Source organism: Novosphingobium sediminicola, assembly GCF_014196525.1.
GTDB classification, from domain to species: Bacteria; Pseudomonadota; Alphaproteobacteria; order Sphingomonadales; family Sphingomonadaceae; genus Novosphingobium; species Novosphingobium sediminicola.
In genome coordinates this window covers 66,892-80,947 of record NZ_JACIDX010000016.1, presented here as the reverse complement: position 1 = coordinate 80,947, position 14,056 = coordinate 66,892, and the positions used below count along the sequence as shown (strand labels likewise).

15 protein-coding genes are annotated in these 14,056 nt (G+C 63.3%); 9 read left to right on the top strand and 6 right to left on the bottom strand.

Going from position 1 to position 14,056, the window contains the following annotated elements; genetic code table 11:
* Positions 1-100: 100 nt before the first annotated feature.
* The gene (gene galU / locus GGR38_RS18605) at positions 101-997 is read left to right on the top strand and encodes a UTP--glucose-1-phosphate uridylyltransferase GalU (protein WP_183627644.1); all 897 of its coding nucleotides are present in this window, start codon (positions 101-103) and stop codon (positions 995-997) included.
* Between the two features lie 179 nt (positions 998-1,176).
* Here the strand turns inward: galU and GGR38_RS18600 are convergent, their stop codons facing one another.
* From GGR38_RS18600 to GGR38_RS18590, 3 genes are all read right to left on the bottom strand, one after another.
* Positions 1,177-1,704, bottom strand: coding sequence for a hypothetical protein (locus tag GGR38_RS18600; RefSeq protein ID WP_172340128.1), 528 nt, complete (start codon positions 1,702-1,704; stop codon positions 1,177-1,179).
* Between the two features lie 134 nt (positions 1,705-1,838).
* Entirely contained in the window at positions 1,839-2,828 is a 990-nt protein-coding gene (gene thiS / locus GGR38_RS18595; RefSeq protein WP_183627643.1) for a sulfur carrier protein ThiS, read from the bottom strand.
* Positions 2,829-2,846: 18 nt separating this feature from the next.
* Entirely contained in the window at positions 2,847-3,221 is a 375-nt protein-coding gene (locus GGR38_RS18590) for a MerC domain-containing protein (RefSeq protein ID WP_183627642.1), read from the bottom strand.
* Between the two features lie 171 nt (positions 3,222-3,392).
* Between GGR38_RS18590 and GGR38_RS18585 the strand changes: the two genes are divergently transcribed.
* The 4 genes from GGR38_RS18585 to rpsI all read left to right on the top strand — a co-directional run bounded on the left by GGR38_RS18585 (position 3,393) and on the right by rpsI (position 5,840).
* Positions 3,393-4,421: a COX15/CtaA family protein gene (locus tag GGR38_RS18585; protein ID WP_183627641.1), complete on the top strand. Its 1,029-nt coding sequence runs from the start codon at positions 3,393-3,395 to the stop codon at positions 4,419-4,421.
* A complete protein-coding gene (gene cutA / locus GGR38_RS18580; RefSeq protein ID WP_343059170.1) occupies positions 4,418-4,741 on the top strand; it encodes a divalent-cation tolerance protein CutA in 324 nt (107 codons plus the stop codon). Before GGR38_RS18585 ends, cutA begins: the two co-directional genes overlap by 4 nt.
* Before the next feature lie 137 nt (positions 4,742-4,878).
* The gene (gene rplM, locus GGR38_RS18575) at positions 4,879-5,358 is read left to right on the top strand and encodes a 50S ribosomal protein L13 (protein WP_172340123.1); all 480 of its coding nucleotides are present in this window, start codon (positions 4,879-4,881) and stop codon (positions 5,356-5,358) included.
* Entirely contained in the window at positions 5,358-5,840 is a 483-nt protein-coding gene (rpsI, locus tag GGR38_RS18570) for a 30S ribosomal protein S9 (protein ID WP_246404990.1), read from the top strand. The genes rplM and rpsI overlap by 1 nt, the downstream gene beginning before the upstream one ends.
* Positions 5,841-5,901: 61 nt before the next feature.
* On the opposite strand, the gene GGR38_RS18565 is transcribed toward rpsI, so the two are convergent.
* Positions 5,902-6,687 carry a 3'(2'),5'-bisphosphate nucleotidase CysQ gene (locus GGR38_RS18565; RefSeq protein ID WP_183627640.1) on the bottom strand — a complete coding sequence of 262 codons (786 nt, stop codon included), beginning with the start codon at positions 6,685-6,687 and terminating at the stop codon, positions 5,902-5,904.
* 131 nt (positions 6,688-6,818) lie between these two features.
* On the opposite strand from GGR38_RS18565, the gene sucC reads away from it, so the two are divergent.
* Both sucC and GGR38_RS18555 read left to right on the top strand, forming a co-directional pair.
* Entirely contained in the window at positions 6,819-8,018 is a 1,200-nt protein-coding gene (gene sucC / locus GGR38_RS18560) for an ADP-forming succinate--CoA ligase subunit beta (protein ID WP_183627639.1), read from the top strand.
* A gap of 147 nt (positions 8,019-8,165) precedes the next feature.
* Complete coding sequence (locus tag GGR38_RS18555) at positions 8,166-9,941, top strand: sensor domain-containing diguanylate cyclase (RefSeq protein ID WP_183627638.1); 1,776 nt, start codon at positions 8,166-8,168, stop codon at positions 9,939-9,941.
* Here GGR38_RS18555 and GGR38_RS18550 read toward each other — a convergent pair.
* Positions 9,938-10,351, bottom strand: coding sequence for a winged helix-turn-helix transcriptional regulator (locus GGR38_RS18550; protein ID WP_183627637.1), 414 nt, complete (start codon positions 10,349-10,351; stop codon positions 9,938-9,940). The genes GGR38_RS18555 and GGR38_RS18550 overlap by 4 nt on opposite strands.
* Before the next feature lie 55 nt (positions 10,352-10,406).
* Here GGR38_RS18550 and GGR38_RS18545 point away from each other — a divergent pair, with 55 nt between their 5' ends.
* The gene (locus tag GGR38_RS18545) at positions 10,407-11,015 is read left to right on the top strand and encodes an NAD(P)-dependent oxidoreductase (protein ID WP_183627636.1); all 609 of its coding nucleotides are present in this window, start codon (positions 10,407-10,409) and stop codon (positions 11,013-11,015) included.
* Here GGR38_RS18545 and GGR38_RS18540 read toward each other — a convergent pair.
* A complete protein-coding gene (locus GGR38_RS18540; RefSeq protein ID WP_183627635.1) occupies positions 11,012-12,412 on the bottom strand; it encodes a helix-turn-helix domain-containing protein in 1,401 nt (466 codons plus the stop codon). The two genes, GGR38_RS18545 and GGR38_RS18540, sit on opposite strands and share 4 nt — an antisense overlap.
* A 116-nt stretch (positions 12,413-12,528) precedes the next feature.
* On the opposite strand from GGR38_RS18540, the gene GGR38_RS18535 reads away from it, so the two are divergent.
* The gene (locus GGR38_RS18535) at positions 12,529-14,055 is read left to right on the top strand and encodes an acyl-CoA carboxylase subunit beta (protein ID WP_183627634.1); all 1,527 of its coding nucleotides are present in this window, start codon (positions 12,529-12,531) and stop codon (positions 14,053-14,055) included.
* The last annotated feature ends 1 nt before the right edge of the window (position 14,056 follow it).

Sequence of the window (14,056 nt, the reverse complement as noted above, 5' to 3'; positions counted from 1 at the left end):
GAATAGGCAGGTCGAAAAAATTAACCAAGTTGTAGAACTTGTATTTTAGGTAAACCTACAGCTAATTCGGCTAAGAAGTCGGGAACGAAAGCGAGAGATGATGATGCATTCGCGTGAAATCAAGCCCGTCCGCAAGGCGGTATTTCCAGTGGCAGGCCTTGGGACGCGCTTTTTGCCCGCGACCAAGGCTATCCCCAAGGAAATGCTGCCTATCGTCGATCGTCCTTTGATCCAGTATGCCGTCGATGAAGCGCGCGAAGCGGGCATCGAGCAGCTGATCTTTGTGACCGGCCGCGGCAAAACCGCCATCGTCGAACATTTCGACACAGCCTTTGAACTCGAAGCCACAATGGAAGGGCGCGGCAAGTCGCTCGACGTGCTCGAACCCACCCGGATCAAGCCGGGCAATCTGGTCACTGTGCGTCAGCAGGTGCCGATGGGCCTGGGCCACGCGATCTGGTGCGCGCGCGCCGTGATCGGCAATGAACCCTTCGCCATCTTCCTGCCCGACGAGCTGATGATCGGCAAGAAGGGCTGCATGAAGCAGATGGTCGAGGCCTATCACAAGACCGGCGGCAATCTGATCTCGGTGCTCGAAGTGCCGCGTGACGAAGTGTCGTCCTATGGCGTGATCGCGCCGGGCAAGTCCGAGGGCGATCTGACCGAGGTGACCGGCCTTGTCGAAAAGCCCAAGGTGGAGGCGGCGCCTTCGAACCTGATTATTTCGGGCCGCTATATCCTTCAGCCCGAAGTGATGACCGTGCTGGAAACGCAGGGCAAGGGCGCTGGCGGCGAAATCCAGTTGACCGACGCCATGGCGCAGATGATCGGCCACCAGCCGTTCCACGCCGTGACCTTTGAGGGCAAGCGCTATGACTGCGGCTCGAAGGTCGGCTTTGTCGAGGCCACGCTGGCTCTGGCGCTGCAGCGCGAGGACATGGGCGCCGAAGTGCGCGAAATGGCCCGCAAGCTGCTGGGCGAATACGCTCCTGCATAATTAGGCCGGCACAATTAGCCGACAGCTCAGGCAAGGGCGCGGGAAAGGGCCAATCCCTTTTTCCGCGCCTTTTGTTTTGCCTCCTGAAAAGGCGCGCGGCGGGCATAGAAAAAGGCGCGAAGGGATCGCCCTTCGCGCCAATTCTTAACCTTTTATCGCAACGAATGTATACGCGGCGATCAGGCCGCTTCCTTATCCACCCACTCGGGATAGAAGGCCGGTTCGCGCGTGGACCAGCCCGGCGCAGTGGCCGCCGCCTCGCTGATCGATTGCAACAGCTTCTTGCGCCGTTCGGGGCGGATCTGGGGCAGCGCCGCGGCCGCGCAGAAAGCCGAGGGCAACCAGGGCCGCACATCGGCGCCCAGCAGGCGCTCATACAAGAAGCGATAGGCCGAAAAGCCGGTGATCTTTTCCTGCGCCAGATCGAAAGCGGTCAGACGCACCAGCTTGCCCAGAAAGCTTTCCAGCGCATCGAGATTGGTCTCGCAGGGTTTTTCGCCGCGCAAGGCCTTCAATTCCTGATAGATCACGTACTGGCTGCGGATGCTGGCGTTTTCCGCCGAATCGCGCGCCCACAGCTTGAAAGCGTCCTGACGCCCCAGCCCCACATCGAGGCTGCGCTTGATGTAACGCTGCTCGCAAGGCGTAAAACCGGCAAATTCGCGCAGTTCGGCGATTGCGAGCGTGGCCGTACCCGTATGTGCCATCTTCGTGATCCCTCGGCCCGGACGATTCCCGGCCTCAGGTTCAAATTGCGCTCAATGCATTTAAAAAGGCGTTAACCATCTGATTGAAATTATTAAGGGGCGCTCATTAGCGCCCCCGGATGCATTTGTTCAGATCAGATCATCCCCGCCAGAGGACTGGACGGGTCGGCATATTTGCGCGTGGGCATGCGCCCGGCCAGATAAGCATCGCGCCCGGCCTGTACCGCCATCCGCATCGCGCGGGCCATGCGGATGGGATCACGGGCCTCGGCAATGGCGGTGTTCATCAACACGCCGTCCACGCCCAGCTCCATCGCCACGGCGGCATCCGAAGCCGTGCCCACGCCCGCATCGACCAGCACCGGCACCTTGGCGCCCTCGACGATCAGGCGGATCGTCACCTTGTTCTGAATGCCAAGACCCGAACCGATCGGCGCGCCCAAGGGCATGACCGCCACGGCGCCCGCTTCTTCCAACTGCTTGGCCGCGATCGGATCATCGACGCAATAGACCATGGGCAGGAAGCCTTCCTTGGCCAGCACTTCGGTCGCCTTGAGCGTTTCACGCATGTCGGGATACAGCGTGCGCGCCTCGCCCAGCACCTCCAGCTTGACCAGATCCCAGCCGCCCGCCTCACGCGCAAGACGCAAAGTGCGGATCGCATCCTCGGCGGTAAAGCAACCGGCGGTGTTGGGCAGATAGGTGACCTTTTTGGGGTCGATGAAGTCGGTCAGCATCGGCGCCTTGGGGTCCGACACATTGACGCGGCGCACCGCCACGGTAACGATTTCCGCGCCCGATGCCTCCAGCGCGGCGGCGTTTTGGGCAAAATCCTTGTATTTGCCGGTGCCCACGATCAGGCGCGAACGGAAAGTGCGACCCGCAACGGTCCATGTATCATCAGCACTCACGTCACCACCCCCTACAAAATGCACGATCTCCAGCACATCGCCATCACCCAGCGTCACATCGGCCAGCGTGCTGCGCGGGACGATGAGCGCATTGCGCTCGACCGCCACCTTGGCCGGATTGAGGCCGATATCGGCCACGAGGTCGGCCACGCTGGCGCCATGGGCAATCCGGCGCGGCTCGCCATTCACTGTCAGGGAGATCGTTTTGCTCATGCCTCGCGCTATTGCGCGTCAGGCCGCGTGGCGCAAGTTCCGGATGTGGGCAAAAGCGAGAAGAATGACGCCCGGCATGGTCATCGCCACTTCGGGCAGGCCATGCGGCACCACCAGCCCCGCCGCCATCAGCACCAGTCCCGCGCAGCCCATAATCAAAGGCTCACGCCGCCCATGCCGCGCCACGCCAACACCAAGGCCCAGCGCACCGATCGCAATCGCCGCCGCCAGCCCATATTCATGCACCCGCGGATCAAGCAGCACCCCGCCGCCAATCCCCAGCAAGCCGACCAGCACCACGCCCGACACGCAATGGATCAGGCACAGCGCCGAAAGCGCAACGCCAAGGCGGTCGAGCCGGGCGCGAATCAGGGCAAGGGCGGGGGCGAACATGCAGGCTCCGATATGTGATAATGTATCATGTGGCAAGGGATTACGTTTTTTCAAGCCTGATCATTTTTTTAAAACCGCCCCGGGCAGGCACTTGCGATAAAAAGCCATTCATTGGATCAAGGCCGCCGCCCCTGCCCGACGCAGGCATGGCCCAGAACGCAGGATCAAGGAATGAAACAAGCCTCCAACGCCCGTCCCTTGCTGGTGGCGCGCTGGCTTTGGGCCGTGGCCGCGCTGGTGGCGGCCATTGTGGTGGTGGGCGGGATCACGCGCCTGACCGAATCGGGCGTCTCGATCACCGAATGGAAGCCTGTCAGCGGCGCCCTGCCCCCTTTGACCCAGGCCGCGTGGGAGGCCGAATTCGCCAAATATCGTGCCACCCCGCAATATATATTGATCAACGGCCCGGCGGGCATGACGCTGGCCACCTATAAGATGATCTTCTTCTGGGAATGGGTGCACCGGCTGCTGGCGCGCGGGATCGGGATGGTCTTTGCGCTGCCTTTGGCGATTTTCTGGATTCGGCGCCAGATTCCGGCGGGCTATCATGGGCGCCTCGTCGCGCTGCTGGCGCTGGGCGGATTGCAAGGGGCGGTCGGCTGGTGGATGGTCAAATCGGGCATCGCCCATGATGTAAAGGTCAGCCACCTGCGGCTGGCCACCCATCTGGGCGTGGCGCTCTTTACGCTGGCCGGGCTGGTGTGGACGGCGCTCGATCTGCAGGCTCTGGCGCGTGGACAGAAGCGCAGTCGGTTGACGGGCCTTGGCGCGCTGGCCGGGCTAGTGCTGGCGGTGCAATTGATTTGGGGCGCGTTTACGGCTGGCCTGCGCGCGGGGCATGTCACCGATGAATGGCCCTTGATGAACGGCCATATCTGGCCCGGCCCGACCCAGACCGGCGAGACCTTCCTGCAAGCTATCACCGGCGATCCGGCGATTGTCCATTTCCTGCATCGCTGGTGGGCGTGGGTGGTGGTCGGCGTGCTGGTGGTGCTGGCGCGGGCGCTGAAACAGCGCGGGCGGCGTGAACCCTCGATCGCGATTCACAGCGCCTTTGGCACGCAAATCCTGCTGGGTATCGCCACGGTGATGAGCGGCGTGTCGATCCCGCTGGCGGTGGCGCATCAACTGGTGGGCGCGCTGCTGGTGGTGGCCACGGTCTGGGGTATGCATGCGCTGGGCAGCGAGCGCTGGTCGTGAACGTACCTGTTCCTGTGCTGGTCTGGTGCCCCTTTCCCGAGGCTGGCAGCGCAAAGGCCGCCTCGCGCGCGCTGGTCGAGGCGGGCCTTGCGGCTTGCGCCAATATCCTGCCTGCGATGGAATCGGTCTATGCATGGCAAGGCGCGGTGCATGAAGGGGCCGAGGTCGGCGTGCTCTTCAAGACCAATGCCGATCTGCGCGAGAGGTGCATCGAGCGCCTGTCCGAGCTGCACCCTTATGAAGAGCCTGCGATTCTGGGCTGGGAATGCCCGCTCTCGCTGCCCGCGACCATGGCATGGCTGGGGGCGTTGAAGGGGTGAAAAAGGCGCGGTATTATTTTACCGTGGTCTGAAAAGCCCAGAATGCTTGACTCTTGGGGCCGTTTGCAACATTAGGCCCGCCACACCCCCCGCCGCGACAGCGTGGCGGGGTCGTCATTTATACGGGAACCAAAGCCATGAAGGCTCTCACCAAGGTCACCCGGTCGGTCAAGCCGGCTGAGGTGGAAAAGAAGTGGCATCTGATCGATGCCGAAGGTCTGGTGCTCGGCCGCCTTGCCGTCATCGTCGCCAACACGCTGCGCGGCAAGCACAAGCCCACCTTCACGCCCCACGTCGATACCGGCGATCATGTCATCGTGATCAACGCCGACAAGGTGCGTCTGACCGGCAACAAGCTGAAGAACAAGGTGTACTACAAGCACACCGGTTATGCCGGCGGCATCAAGGAAGTGACCGCTGCCAAGGTTCTGGAAGGCCGCTTCCCCGAGCGCGTTCTGGAAAAGGCTGTGGAACGCATGATCCCGCGCGGCCCGCTGGGCCGTCAGCAGATGCGCGCCCTGCACCTCTACGCTGGTGCCGAGCACCCGCACGCCGGCAACCAGCCTGAAGTGCTGGACGTCGCTGCCCGCAACCGCAAGAACAAGGTTGGTGCGTAATGTCTGAAGAATTCTCCGCTCTGGCCGAAATCGGCACCGCAGCTCCGGTTGCCGCTGCTCCTGCCACCCCGCTGCGCGCTCGCGAAGTCGACGCCCAGGGTCGCTCGTATGCCACCGGCCGTCGTAAGGACGCCGTGGCCCGCGTGTGGATCAAGCCCGGCACCGGCAAGATCACCGTCAACGGTCGCGATCAGGAAGTTTACTTCGCTCGTCCGACCCTGCGCCTCGTGATCAACCAGCCCTTCGGCGTGGCTGACCGTTCGGGCCAGTACGACGTGGTCGCCACCGTCAAGGGTGGTGGCCTCTCGGGTCAGGCCGGCGCTGTCAAGCACGGCATCTCGCAGGCTCTCTCGAAGTTCGAGCCCGCGCTGCGCGGCGTGGTCAAGGCCGCCGGCTTCCTGACCCGCGACTCGCGTGCTGTCGAACGTAAGAAGTACGGCAAGGCGAAGGCTCGCAAGAGCTTCCAGTTCTCGAAGCGTTAATCGTTTCAGGCTGTTTGCCAAACAAAGGGGCGGTCCGGCAACGGGCCGCCTTTTTGCGTTTCTATCCGCGCTGCGACAGCAGATGCGCGCGCTCGGCCAGACGCTCGATCAGATCGGCGTGGATCGCGGGCGCCGACACGGCCACGCCAAACACGCGCGGGTCAAGCTTGTTGTAATTGAGCTTGCCCCCCTGCGCATCGCTGATCGCGGCGCCCGCCTCGCGCGCGATTAATGCGGCTGCGGCAATATCCCACTCATAGCCCCAGCGCAGAGTCGCCACCAGATCGGCCCGGTCGGCAGCCACCATGGCGATGCGCAGGGCGATGGAATTGGGCTGCTCGACCATCGCCATATCGGCATCCTCGGCGGGAAGAACACGGGTGGGAACGCGCGCGCCCGACAATTGCCCCCGTGTAGAGGCGGCAAGCGGCGCGCCATTGCAAAAAGCGCCATGCCCGGCTTCGGCCTGCCAGAATTCGTCGCGCGCCGGGGCGTGCAGCATCGCCAGCAAGGGCCGATGATTGCTGACCAGCGCCACCGAGATCGCCCAGCCGGTGCGGCCCCGGATGAAATCGCGCGTCCCGTCGATGGGGTCGACCAGCCAGACCAGCTCTCCCTCGCGCTGATTCGGCGCGTCGATGGTTTCTTCCGACAGCCAGCCCGCACTGGGCAACAGGTCGTGCAATTGCGCGCGCAGAAAGGCATCGACCGCCAGATCGGCGCTGGATACCGGTGTTCCATCCGATTTTCCGAAAACTTCCAGAGCCTTATTATCACCCGGCCATTGCGCCATGGCGATCTCTCCGGCGCGACGGACAATGGCCTCAAGGCGGGCGCGATCAAGCATGGGCGGGGCCCTGATAGGAAAATTTGCAATTAAGAATGATTAGCACATCTTTCCCTTCCCATCGCCCGCCACCTGTGCTTAGCCCGCCGCCGACCAAAGGGCCATGAGGCCTGCAATAGCGAGAAGCACCGATGAACGTCCATGAGTATCAGGGCAAGGAACTGCTGGCCAAGTTCGGCGTTGCCATTCCGGCGGGCTATCCGGCCCTGACCGTTGAAGAAGCCGTTGCAGGCGCCAAGCAGCTCCCCGGGCCGCTCTATGTTGTGAAGTCGCAGATCCACGCCGGTGGCCGCGGCAAGGGCAAGTTCAAGGAACTGCCTGCTGATGCCAAGGGCGGCGTCCGTCTGGCCAAGAGCCTGGAAGAAGTCGAATCGCACGCCAAGGAAATGCTCGGCAACACGCTGGTGACCGTGCAGACCGGCGAAGCGGGCAAGCAGGTCAACCGCCTGTATGTGACCGACGGCGTTGACATCGCCAAGGAATATTACCTCTCGCTGCTGGTCGACCGCGCCACCGGCCGCGTGGCCTTCATCGTGTCGACCGAAGGCGGCATGGACATCGAAACCGTTGCCCATGACACCCCGGAAAAGATCGCCACGATCGCCATCGACCCGGCCTCGGGCTTCCAGCCCCACCACGGCCGCTCGATCGCCTTCGCTCTCAAGCTGAAGGGCGACACCAACAAGCAGGCGCAGGTTCTGGCCAAGCAGTTGTATGACGCCTTCGTTTCGCTCGACTGCGAAATGCTCGAAATCAACCCGCTGGTCGAAGACGTGAACGGCAATCTGCTGGTTCTCGACACCAAGATGAGCTTCGATTCGAACGCGCTGTTCCGTCACCCCGACGTGTTCGCGATGCGCGACGAAACCGAAGAAGATCCGGCCGAAATCGAAGCCAGCAAGTATGACCTGGCCTACATCAAGCTCGACGGCAACATCGGCTGCATGGTGAACGGCGCGGGTCTGGCCATGGCGACGATGGACATCATCAAGCTCAATGGCGCCTTCCCGGCCAACTTCCTTGACGTGGGCGGCGGCGCCACCACCGAGAAGGTGACGGCGGCGTTCAAGATCATTCTGTCGGACCCGGCGGTCGAAGGCATTCTGGTCAACATCTTTGGCGGCATCATGAAGTGCGACGTCATCGCGGCGGGCATCATCGCTGCGGCCAAGGACGTCAACCTGTCGGTTCCGCTGGTGGTTCGCCTTGAAGGCACCAACGTCGAACTGGGCAAGGAACTGCTCAACAATTCGGGCCTGCCCATCGTGGCGGCCAACGATCTGGGCGATGCGGCCAAGAAGATCGTCGCGGAAGTCAACAAGGGCAAGTAAGCCCTTCGCGAGTTTCGGGAAAAAGGCCCCGTGGCGCATCAGCGCTGCGGGGCTTTTTGCATCGGCGGCATGACGGCGGCGACAGGGCCTTCGGAATGGTTTGCGGTGACGATGCTTTCTTAAACTTTTGCATGGCAGGTTGCGCCCATGAGTGCCCGAGTCCGCGCCTTGCTCCTGAAATATTTTGGGCAGAGTCTGCTGCTGTGCCCGATTTATTTCGCCAGCGCACTGCTCGCCCTGCAACTGACGCGCTTTAACGGCGGGGTGGCGATTGTCTGGCCGGCGGGCGCGGTGCTGTTCTCGGCGCTGGCAGCGATGCCGCATCGGCGCTGGTCGGCGGCGCTGCTTTTGTGCTTTCCGGCGGGCGCGCTGGCCATCGGGCTGCGCGGGTTTGGCGGGGTCCATACGCTGCCCCTGACTCTGGCCGGATTGTTCGAGGCATGGCTGGCCGCCAGCCTGCTGCGCCGCATCGCCCCGCGCTTCACCCGGTTTGAATCGGTCCGTGATGTGGCCAGCTTTCTGCTGGTGGCCGGGTTTATCGCGCCCGCCGCCTCGGCCTTTATCGGCGCTTGGGCGGCCCATGGGGCCACGGGCATCCCCTTCTTCAACGCCTGGCGCGACTGGTTTGGCGCCCATGCGCTCAGTCTCGTCACCTTTGCCCCGCCGATCTTTCTGGTGCTGCGCCGCCGCCGTCTTGATACGGCCAAATTCAACCGTGAACGCCTGCCCGAAGCGCTGATCCTGCTGGGCGCGGTCTGTCTGGCCACGCTGGCCACCTTTGGGCAAAGCCGCGTTCCGCTGGTCGTCGTGCCGCTGGTGCCGATGGTGGCGGCCACCTTCCGGCTGGGGCGGATCGGGGCGGTGGCCTCGCTGCTGGTGCTGATCTGCGGCGGGTTGATCGGCACAATGACGGGCCATGGGCCAACGATGCTGCTGCATCTGGATATGGCGACCAAGCTGCTGGTGCTGCAGATCTATTTCGCCTGCGTGGTGTTGATCCTGCTGCCGGTGGCGGCCGAGCTGGAATCGCGCCGCCGCCTGATGCAGAATCTGCGCGATGCCGAGGCGCTGCACCGGCTGATTGTCGAGCGGACCGGCGATGTCATCATGCGAGTCAATATTGACGGCACCTTGCGCTCGGTATCGGACGCCGGGGCGCGGCTGTGGGGCTATCAGGCCGAGGAACTGGTGGGCCGCTCGGCCTATGACCTGATCCATCCCGAGGACGAACAGGCGGTGTTCGACGCCCGCTTTCAGGCGCTGTGCGAGCCGCAGGGCACGGTGGCGGTCGAATGCCGGGTGATTGGCAAGGATGGCGGATCGACATGGGTGGAAAGCCATATGTGCGCCACGCTGAACCGGCGCGGTGTGCCCAATGGCACGGTGTCGATCATCCGCGACAATTCGGCGCGGCGACGGCTGATCGAAAATCTGGCGCATGAGGCCAACACCGATCCGCTGACCGGGCTTGCCAATCGGCGCGCCTTTGACCGGGCGCTGGCCCGCGATGTGGCAGAGGGCAGGGACTCTTGTCTGGCGCTGTTCGACCTCGACCATTTCAAGCGGATCAACGATGTCCACGGCCATGCAACGGGCGACCGGATGCTGACGCTGTTTGCCACTTTGCTGTGCGGCACGGTGCGCGCGGGCGATGTGGTGGCGCGGCTGGGGGGCGAGGAATTCGGCGTGCTGCTGCGCGATGTTTCGCTGGAACAGGCGGGGGTGATTTGCGAGCGCGTGCGCACCCGCCTGGCCGAAAGCGAGGGGCGTTCGGTGGTGGGCGAGCTGGTGCGCGCAACCGTCAGCGTGGGGCTGACCCGGCTGAGCGTCGACCTGCCGGTCGAGGAGGCATTTCGTCAGGCCGATGCCGCGCTTTACAGCGCCAAGCGGGCCGGGCGCAACCAGATGGCCATCACAGCTTAAACCGCCATGCGCAGGTCATAGGCCACCTGCGCCTGCGCCACCGCGCTCATCCGCGTTTCGGCCCAGTCAATCAGCCATTGCAGCGCCCCCAGCAATTCGCGCCCCAGCGGGGTGATCGCATAGGTCACGCTGACCGGCACGGTGGGTTCGACATGGCGCGTGATCAGCCCGTCGCGCTCCAGCGTGCGCAGGGTCTGGGCCAGCATCTTTTGCGAGATACCATCGACCCGGCGCTTGAGCGCGCTGAACCGCATCTCCCCCTCCCCCAGCATGCCGAGCAGCAGGATGCTCCATTTATCGCCCACCCGGTCGAGCAGCTGGCGCGTGGGGCAATTGCGCGCGAAAACATCGCCCCGTTTTGAGGTGGTTACGTTGGGGTAATCTAGTGAAAGAAAAGTGCCGTCTTGCATGATGCGTTCCCATAGCACACTTGGTTTCCATTAGAAACCTGATGGAGCATCAAAAATGAAAGTTGCAGTGTTGGGCGCCAGCGGCCGCGCAGGATCGGAAATCACCAGGGAACTGAGCGCGCGCGGGCATCAGGTGGTGGCCATCGCCCGCAAGCCCGAAGCGATTCCCGCCGCCGATGGCGTGAGCGCGGTGCAGGGCGACGCCTCGGACCCGGCTGCTCTGGCCGGATTGATCGCAGGCGTCGATGCCGTCATCAGCGCGCTGCATTTCGACGTTTCGGCCGAAACGCTGCTGGGCGCGCTGCGTCAGGCGGGGGTGGGCCGCTTGCTGGTCACGGGCGGCGCGGCCAGCTTGAAACTGCCCTCGGGCGAGCGCCTGATCGACGGACCGGATTTCCCCGAAGCGTGGAAGGGCGCGGCCATGGGCGGCATCACCTTCCTCGACGATCTGCGCCCCGTCACCGACATTGACTGGACCTTCTTCTCGCCCGCCGCCTTCATCTTCGAAGGGCCGCGCCTTGGCACCTATCGCGGCGGCAAGGACGATCTGGTGGTGGACGAAGCGGGCGAGAGCAAGATCAGCTTTGCCGACTATGCCATCGCCATGGTCGATGAACTGGAAGCCCATAACCACCCCCGCGCGCGCTTTACCGCCGCCTATTAATCCAGAATGCGATAGGGGATGAAGCCGCGCTGGTTGGTGGTGATGTCGATGGCTTTGTCATTGGGCGGATAGGCGCGCTGATGGCAATCGTGGCGCGAACAGATACGGCAGGAAATGCCGATCCGCGCCACGGCCTCCTCGCATTCCAGATTGAGCGTGTCGGCATAGATGAACTCGCTGGCCAGCGTGACTTCACACCCCAGCACCACCGCATAGCGGCGCGGCGGGCGGAAATAGGCGTCCGAGGGTTTGACCAGCCCCTTGGCAAGGAACACAAAGCGCCGCCCCTCGGGCATCTCGGCCACTTGCAGATGGATGCGGTCGGGAATGGCCACCGCCTCATGCGCGATCCATAGCGGGCAGGCGCCGCCGAAGCGGGCGAATTGCAACCCGTTGGCCGCGTGGCGCTTCGTAATATTACCTGCCATGTCGATCCGGCAAAAGGCGATCGGCACGCCGCGCTGGTGCGGCCTTTGCAGGTTGGACAGGCGGTGGCAGGTCTGTTCGAAACTGGTGCCGAAAATCTGGCGCAACCCGTCAATATCATGGCGCAGCCGCCGCGCGGCATCGCGAAACGGGCGATAGGGCATCAGCAAAGCCCCCGCCGCATAATTGGTCAGCCCCACGGAAAGCAGATTGCGCGCGGTTTGCGTTCGCATCCCGCCCTTCTCCACCGTCTCGGCAATCTCCTGCGCCAGCGCGATGGCGCAGAGCTGATAGGCCAGTTGAAAGCGCAGACTCTCATGGGGCTGGCCCGCGTCCAGCGTCAATTCGCGGCGGGCCTCGTCATAGCGGCGGATCGGCGCGCCCGGCAGATGGCGCAGGGTGATGCCCTGTCGGTCGAACCATGCGGTCAATTGCGCGGTGTCGGGCGTGGGCAGATGGCGGGCAAGAGCGCCGGCCATGGCCTCGGCGCTGGAGTCGATCAAATGGACGTAATTGTCGGCCAGATGGAACCAGTCGCGCACCTCCTCCCACGGCAGGCGCCCGCCCGAAACGCTGTCGGCCCCCAGCGCCTCGTCCATCGCGGCCAGACGTTGGGAATCGCGTTTGTGCAGGCGGTAGAGATGGGCAAATTGCTCGGCAAATTGCGGGAACTGGTCGGCCACCCGCTCGATCTGATCGGCGGGAAGATCGCGCAGCAAAGGATCGGCGGCGGCCTCCAGCAATTCAGTGACGATGGGTTCGACCGGGGTTTCGGCCATGTCGGCCCAATCCACCGGGAAGATCTCGCGCACCCTTTCGGCCAGCGCCAAAGTCATGGGCCGCGTGTCATTTTCAAGCTGCGAGAGATAGGGCGTGCTGATCCCCAGCCTTTGCGCCAGCGCGCCCTGTTTCAGGCCATGATCCTCGCGCAGGGCTTTAAGGAATCGCCCCGCATAGAGCCGCCTTTTCATGCCGTCCTCTCGCTAATTTTTGCAAATTCTTCCTTTGCAAATTTGCAACATTACTGTGGACGGGTCAAGCGCAATGGCGCATCGCGGCCTCACGTGGTTTGACAAGAGGATACCCGATGAGCGCGAATGTGGCAGAGATGGAGCGGCGGCGGGCGGCGGCCCGGATGGGCGGCGGCCAGAAGCGGATCGATGCCCAGCATGCCAAGGGCAAGCTGACCGCGCGCGAACGCCTCAAGGTTCTGCTCGACGAGGGCAGCTTTGAAGAGGTCGACATGTATGTCGAACACAATTGCGTCGATTTCGGCATGCCCGACAACACGATCCCCGGCGACGGCGTGGTCACCGGGTCCGGCACGATCAATGGCCGCCTCGTTTTCGTGTTCAGCCAAGATTTCACCGTGTTTGGCGGGGCGGTTTCCGAACGCCATGCGATGAAGATCTGCAAGATCATGGATATGGCGATGAAGGTGGGTGCGCCTGTCATCGGCCTTAACGATTCGGGCGGCGCGCGCATTCAGGAAGGCGTGGCCTCGCTTGGCGGCTATGCCGAGATTTTCCAGCGCAATGTGCTGGCCTCGGGCGTGGTGCCACAGCTTTCGCTGATCATGGGCCCTTGCGCGGGCGGCGCGGTCTATTCGCCCGCCATGACCGACTTCATCTTCATGGTGAAGGACAGCTCCTATATGTTCGTCACCGGCCCCGATGTGGTCAAAACCGTGACGAATGAAGTGGTTACGCAAGAGGAACTGGGCGGCGCGATCACGCATAGCACCAAGACCAGCGTGGCCGATCTGGCGCTGGAAAACGATATCGAGGCGCTGCTGACGGCGCGCGAATTCTTCGACTTCCTGCCCCTGTCGAACAAGGAAGAGGTGCCCGAGCGCCCCAATGCCGATCCGTGGGACCGCCTTGAAGACAGCCTCGACACGGTGATCCCGGCCAGCGCGACCCAGCCTTATGACATGAAGGAAGTGATCCGCAAGACGCTGGACGAAGGCGATTTCTTTGAAATCCAGCCCGGCCATGCGGGCAATATCATCTGCGGCTTTGGCCGGATCGAGGGCAAGACGGTGGGCGTCGTCGCCAATCAGCCTTTGGTGCTGGCGGGCGTGCTGGACATCAATTCGTCGAAGAAGGCGGCGCGTTTCGTGCGCTTCTGCGATGCGTTCAACATTCCGATCCTGACCTTTGTGGACGTTCCCGGCTTCCTGCCCGGCACCGCGCAGGAGCACAACGGCATCATCAAGCATGGCGCCAAACTGCTGTTTGCCTATGCCGAGGCGACCGTGCCCAAGATCACCATCATCACCCGCAAGGCCTATGGCGGGGCCTATGACGTGATGGCGTCGAAGCATCTGCGCGGCGACCTGAATTACGCATGGCCCACCGCCGAAATCGCGGTGATGGGCGCCAAGGGCGCGGTGGAAATCATCTTCCGCGGCCTGCCCGCCGAGGCGCAGGCCGAAAAGGTCAAGGAATATGAGGACCGCTTCGCCAACCCGTTTGTGGCAGCAAGCAAGGGCTTCATCGACGAGGTGATCCACCCCCATTCGACCCGCCGCCGGATCGCTCTGGGCCTGCGCAAATTGCGCAACAAGGCGCTGGAGAACCCCTGGAAGAAGCACGACAATATTCCGCTCTAAG